Below are 5,588 nucleotides of genomic sequence, written 5' to 3'. Positions count from 1 at the left end.
CGCTTCCTATTGTGGAATTGCTCCTTTTCCTCATCAATCTGGTACAAGTATTAGGGGAAAAACAAAAGTTAGTCGCTTAGCTCAAAAGGAAGGCAAGACTTTATTGAGTTTATGCGCAACAACAGCAATCCAATACAATCCGGAGATAAAGACTTTTTATGAGAGAAGAGTGCAAATGGGAAAAAATAAAATGAGTACAATTAACATCATCAGGAACAAGTTATTAGCGCGAGCCTTTGCTGTCATTAAGAGAGGAACTCCTTATGTCAATACAATGAAATTTGCCTCCTGAAAATAAAAAAAAACTATAATAAATAATTTGCTTTAACCATAGGATACAGGCAGGCTCGAACTGACAGCAGAGAGGTTCACTTCACCCGGGTCCAGGTGTTCTTCAAAAAGGGTTTGAAATTGCTTCCATCAATGGCAATAAGAAATTCTTCCGTGAAGTGCTCTTCAGAGTCTTTGGTAAGAATAAGTTTTGCTTTCCAGTTACCGGGGTTATTCTCGATCTCCCGGGTCACGAAGACCAGTTTTTCCTCATTCGACTGAGCAGTGTTCAGCTCATAGATGTTGGTGAAGCCTTCGACATGGAATTGTCGCAAAACAATATTTTCTATATTCTTATTATAGCTGAAGATGCCTTTATCCCGGTGCACTTCCCCCATGGGCTTTTTCTCTGAAACAGGAAAGGTTGACTGGTTCTCGACAAAGATGTAGTTATCTCCCAATTCATATTGGTACGTCCGGAAACCGATGCCATTACCGGCCACCCCTGTTTCCACTCCCTGCCAGTTACCGATAAAGTAATCCAGGCGTTCTAATTTCTCCTGACCATAGCCCGTATGGAGACTGAGAATTAAGGCCAGGGTGGTAAAAATGTGTTTCATTTTTTTCTGATTGGTAGAGTTGATGTGTAAGATCACCATTTGGTGCAACACGAGACAAAATTAATTCTTTTTAGACCCTAAAGAATCCATTGGATAAAGCTTTTTTGAAGGAATGAGAATAATTCCGAAGGAATTGAACTATAACAAAATTTTTAAAAATTGAAGAATCCGATTTTTCAGGAGGTGCACAAAAATGTTTTATTCTTCGATCCAGTCAAATAAATATTCCTCTTTATGGTCTATTTTATATTTGATTAGAAAATCTTTGTATTCCTCCTGAAAAGTCCTTCTTCTGTGATGCTCCTTCTGATTATGAATATATTGAATAACATTATCCAGGGCTAAATGAGAATAAGAAAAAGCTCCGTAACCTTCCTGCCAGTCGAATTTTGATCTTGAATAACCTTTTGTCTTGATAAATTCGTTAGAGGCTTTTTTGATCTCCCTGACCAGGTCTGATAAGCAGCAAGAAGGTTTCATCCCAATAAGAATATGGATGTGATCTGGCATTCCATTTATAGCCAATAACTTCTGATTCTTATTCGTGACTATTCCTGTTATGTATTTATAAAGTTCCTGTTCCCACTGCTCAGAGATCAAACTACGCCGCCCTTTAACAGCAAATACTAATTGGATGTAAATTTGGGAGAAGGTGCCCGGCATTGGATTCTTTTTTTCTTATCCTAATTTAATAAAAATAAAAGCCGAAGAAGGTGTTAATCTGTCCATGATTCTGTAACAATCTGGTTAGCGAATATAAGCCTGGAAATGCGACCCCCTCGGGGTCGTGTGAAACCGTTCACACTTTCCTCTATAAATTTATGACCCCTTCGGGGTCTTATTGCGTCAAATCCATTTCACTATGTCAACCTAAATTCGCCCTTTAAATATTTGTATGTAAGGATTGATCACAAAAGTTCAAGTATTAAAAGAACCGTTGTAACTCAATTCTTTTAGGGTGGTAAAATTTATGATCACTATGGCCGAGATCCCGAAGGGATCAAATATTGATAGCAGGATCATTAATGAAGCGTATTCGACCCCCTCCGGGGTCGCACAAACATTTCATCCCTTTTATCATTAAATTTTGTCCCTTTAGGGTCTTTGGGCCACCTAAAAAAATTGATTAAGTCGAGCCATAAGAGCACTGTCCTGTCCTCTCCTCATCATTCTTCAAACAATCTTATGGTATAATCCAGAAGTTCTTTACCTCCAACTTTGCCATGGCCCGGAATTACGAATTCCGCTTCAGGATACTTGTTTTTCAGAAGCCTTACTGTCTTTGGCCACTCCTCCACATTTGCATCGGAAAGATTTCCCTTTCCGGCGTTCATTTCCTTCACCAAACAGCCTCCAAAAAGGGCCTTTTTACCCGGGAGATAGCTCACCATATTATCCGGAGTATGTCCCTGACCAGGGAATTCCGTGATCGTATTTTCATCACCCACTTTGATCTCCACTTTCTGATCAAAAGCGGTTTGCGGCAGATGTTCCATCCCGTTTTCTTTCGCTAGTAGTATAGTGACTTCGCTTGCATAAGAGCTGACACCTTTTTTGTGGAAGGCTTCCAATCCACCAAGGCAGTCGATGTGAAAATGATTGATCATCACCGCTATGATATTCTTCTCTCTTTCGATTTCTACCCATTCGAACAATTCTTCCGAAGCAGCATTATCAATCGGCGTATCAAAAACAATGGCCTCACTTCCATCGAAGTAGATCATCCCGTTGGCGGGAAAATTTCCGTAATGCTCGATCTCTATATAAGAAGTATGCACGAACAGATCTTCTGCCAGTTTTTCGATCTTAAGGAGCGGACTGGAATATGCGGTTTCCTGAATCTGGGCCGTCATAAAAGTTCCCAGGAAAAGGAAGACTACTGTTATGAATTTTTTCATTCTCCAAAAATATCCAGAAATTTTCTAATTATAGGAATGGTGACTTCCTGCGATTCCGCGGTAGGTAAGTTTGATTTGCTAAAGACGCAGCTTACCTGCCGGTGCTGCAAGTTAAATTTATCTTATGTCGATTTACTATTGATCCACTTTGTCCATTTGATCTTGATGGCACTGATCGGTTGATTTTCCAGCCGGACATTTTCCAGGATCTGAAAACCCAGTTTCTTATAGAACTTCAGGGGCGGATCGTACTTTTCCCCGTTTAGCTTAAAATAACCCTCTGAGGAGACCACCCAGCCATTCAGCTCCTCGTGAGAGGCTTTGGCCATTTCCATGAACCTGGCGCCGAATTTCCTTCCCTGGACCTCAGAATCCAGGATCACGAGAAACCACCTTTCGTTTTCTCTTTTGAAGTCAGCATACCATCCTTGTACCTTGTCATTTTCATCAAGCAATAGCATGTGGCGCTGATCCTCAAGCCCGGTGAGGTAATTTTCAAGATCTGAAAGCTTCTTATACTGAAGTTCCTGCGGATACTCTTTGTTCCAGAGCTCCAGTATTTCTTGTTTTTGAGCTGAAGTCAGCTCCTTTCTTTTAATGATCTTCATTGAAAAATTTGCTGTTCGACATTAATGAGCTTTTGATGCATAATTTCTGAAGTTATCCAGAATTGCCTGCCAGCCTGTCTTTTGCTGTTCTATGCTGTGGGCATTGTCTGTTTCGAAATTTTCAGTGAGGCGGGTTTTGCCATCGTATTCAGTAAAACGCACCGATACCTTCCGGCCGTCATCCAGCGTGGAGGATATGTGTTTGTGCGGTATCACTTCGTTGTATTCCCCGCTGTAATCGAACCCCATACTGCCGTCTTTAGCCTCCATTCTCCAGGAGAACTTCCCTCCCGGCCTCAGGTCATTTTTTGCCCTCGGGCAGTGCCAGGTGTCAGCGGCATAGTTCCATTGAGTAATGTGCTCCGGACGGGTCCACAGCTCCCAGACTTTTTCAGCGGGAAGATCCACAGTGGTCTCCACGGTTACCTTTTTTGATGCCATATCTCTGTTTTTTAAAGTAAGTTATTGATTTTTGAGAAAATGAACATTTGAGATATTTAAATGTGGAGATAACAGAACAGGTGTTACGTCAAGCTCAATAAGGCCTGAACTTCTCATTTTTAGGATAACCGTGATAAAAATTCACTTCTATCTGGAAGGCTGAAGCTCCATGGGGTCTTTGATAGTTTTGCCATTGGAGCGAATCCAGGATGCGGTCGCCTTTTGATAACACCAAAGAATCTTTTGCCGATAACTTCTGGTAGTACTTCGGGTCATCCATCTCTTTGGGAATTTGCTCAAAGAACAGGGTATAGATCAATTGTTTTTCCTCCCTGGTATGTTTGACGATCTTATCGGGATAAAAGCTGTAGTAGGCAGAATTGTTCACTTTTGCCACCAGCTTCTTCCTGTGCCTGTCCTCTTTTAGATCAACTTCAGTATAGAATTTCAGGGAGCCATGTTGGTTCCTTTGCCTTTCTATCAGCGTCCTGTTCACAGAACAGGAATGCAAAAACAGCACTGAACATAGTAGAATAAGATGTTCTTTTCTCAAGCCGGTTATTTTTTGATCAACTTAAACATCCCGGGCCTGCCGGCCGGCCGCTCCTGGTAACCATATTTTTTATAGAAATCCTTTACCCCTTCTGCAGCCATTAAGCCGACAAAGGAATTTTGGTTCGTAGCCTTCTTCAGGTATTCTTCGATGCTGTCCATGATCAACTTTCCGACTCCCCTTCCGTGGAAATCGGGATGCACGATAACATCCTGAATGTAGAGGTAAATAGCCCCGTCACCTATGACTCTGCCAATCCCGATTAGTTTTTCATCATCAAAGACACAGACCGAAAAAAGATCATTTTCAAGGGCTTTTCCAACTACCTCCTCAGCGATGGGATCCCAGCCGGTGGTCTGCCGTAGCAGCTGATATTCTTCGGGCTTTAATTTTCGTATTTCGAGGCGGTAGTTGTTCAAAATTGATTTAATTTTCCTGATGTAGTTCTCAATCTGCTACTTTGCCCAGAAATTTAACGGGTTGAATTCCAACAATTTTATCCTTCTCATCGTAAATGATCTTGATCAGTTCCGTCTCGAATAACGCAAGTTGCGGCTTGGGAACTCGAATTTTTCCGTTAAAGAATTATTTTAAAGGTAGTCAAAAATGTCATTTTTGGAAGGGTTCCGCAATTTGTGTTATTCATTGTTGTAGCACGTTTTATTTTTTCTCCCAGCCATTCGACTCAGCGAGAGATTGGAGTTCATTTAGTTTGAGAGATAATACTTTTTCAAATTCTATCAGTTGCTCCTCTGTTGCCGAGAAATTATCAAACCAATCGAACATTTCAAAAAGAGTGTGAATAGAGACGAATTTAGAAATTTGCCTAACTAAATCATCGCATTTTTTGTTGTACACATCCAAATTATATATTAAGATGTCAGTTAGTGGATGATCCGCTGGTCCCCCTGCTGCCATAATCTAAGTTTTAAAGCTTTTTTATTTAGCGAATTTTATTCTGATGCTATTGAGATATAGGTCAGGACTAATAAAATTACAATTGAAGTAAGAATATTTCTTTCCCAATTTTCTCTAGATTGTTCACTCTCCAAGTCAGTCCGTCCAAGTTTAAGTATAACCCAAATAAACCCTCCTAAATCTCTAAAAGTCCGCCACATATTAATATGATTTTTTCTTCATAAAGTAGTCGAAATACTCATTCATCAACTTTTACTGTTTTCTACAAATGTGCTACAAC

Annotated in this window: 9 protein-coding genes; 1 reads left to right on the top strand and 8 read right to left on the bottom strand. The window is 40.6% G+C overall.

The window, feature by feature from the left end:
- A partial coding sequence (locus BLS64_RS15035; protein ID WP_143019355.1) for a transposase occupies nucleotides 1-292 on the top strand: 292 nt, incomplete at its 5' end.
- Nucleotides 293-368: 76 nt separating this feature from the next.
- Here BLS64_RS15035 and BLS64_RS15030 read toward each other — a convergent pair.
- The 8 genes from BLS64_RS15030 to BLS64_RS14995 form a co-directional block, all read right to left on the bottom strand.
- A complete protein-coding gene (locus tag BLS64_RS15030) occupies nucleotides 369-890 on the bottom strand; it encodes a hypothetical protein (RefSeq protein WP_143019354.1) in 522 nt (173 codons plus the stop codon).
- A gap of 198 nt (nucleotides 891-1,088) precedes the next feature.
- A complete protein-coding gene (tnpA, locus tag BLS64_RS15025) occupies nucleotides 1,089-1,553 on the bottom strand; it encodes an IS200/IS605 family transposase (protein WP_093114535.1) in 465 nt (154 codons plus the stop codon).
- A gap of 503 nt (nucleotides 1,554-2,056) precedes the next feature.
- Nucleotides 2,057-2,788 carry a subclass B1 metallo-beta-lactamase gene (gene bla / locus BLS64_RS15020; RefSeq protein WP_093114534.1) on the bottom strand — a complete coding sequence of 244 codons (732 nt, stop codon included), beginning with the start codon at nucleotides 2,786-2,788 and terminating at the stop codon, nucleotides 2,057-2,059.
- Nucleotides 2,789-2,910: 122 nt separating this feature from the next.
- Complete coding sequence (locus tag BLS64_RS15015; protein ID WP_093114533.1) at nucleotides 2,911-3,396, bottom strand: GNAT family N-acetyltransferase; 486 nt, start codon at nucleotides 3,394-3,396, stop codon at nucleotides 2,911-2,913.
- Between the two features lie 21 nt (nucleotides 3,397-3,417).
- The gene (locus BLS64_RS15010) at nucleotides 3,418-3,837 is read right to left on the bottom strand and encodes an SRPBCC family protein (RefSeq protein WP_093114532.1); all 420 of its coding nucleotides are present in this window, start codon (nucleotides 3,835-3,837) and stop codon (nucleotides 3,418-3,420) included.
- Nucleotides 3,838-3,931: 94 nt separating this feature from the next.
- The gene (locus BLS64_RS15005; RefSeq protein ID WP_143019353.1) at nucleotides 3,932-4,390 is read right to left on the bottom strand and encodes a hypothetical protein; all 459 of its coding nucleotides are present in this window, start codon (nucleotides 4,388-4,390) and stop codon (nucleotides 3,932-3,934) included.
- A gap of 5 nt (nucleotides 4,391-4,395) precedes the next feature.
- Entirely contained in the window at nucleotides 4,396-4,809 is a 414-nt protein-coding gene (locus BLS64_RS15000; protein ID WP_176763490.1) for a GNAT family N-acetyltransferase, read from the bottom strand.
- Between the two features lie 241 nt (nucleotides 4,810-5,050).
- Complete coding sequence (locus tag BLS64_RS14995; RefSeq protein ID WP_093113669.1) at nucleotides 5,051-5,308, bottom strand: hypothetical protein; 258 nt, start codon at nucleotides 5,306-5,308, stop codon at nucleotides 5,051-5,053.
- Nucleotides 5,309-5,588 lie beyond the last annotated feature (280 nt).

Origin of the sequence: Salinimicrobium catena (genome assembly GCF_900102915.1) — a bacterium.
GTDB lineage: Bacteria > Bacteroidota > Bacteroidia > Flavobacteriales > Flavobacteriaceae > Salinimicrobium > Salinimicrobium catena.
The sequence above is the reverse complement of the archived record's forward strand: the minus strand, read 5'-3'. Positions and strand labels throughout refer to the sequence as shown.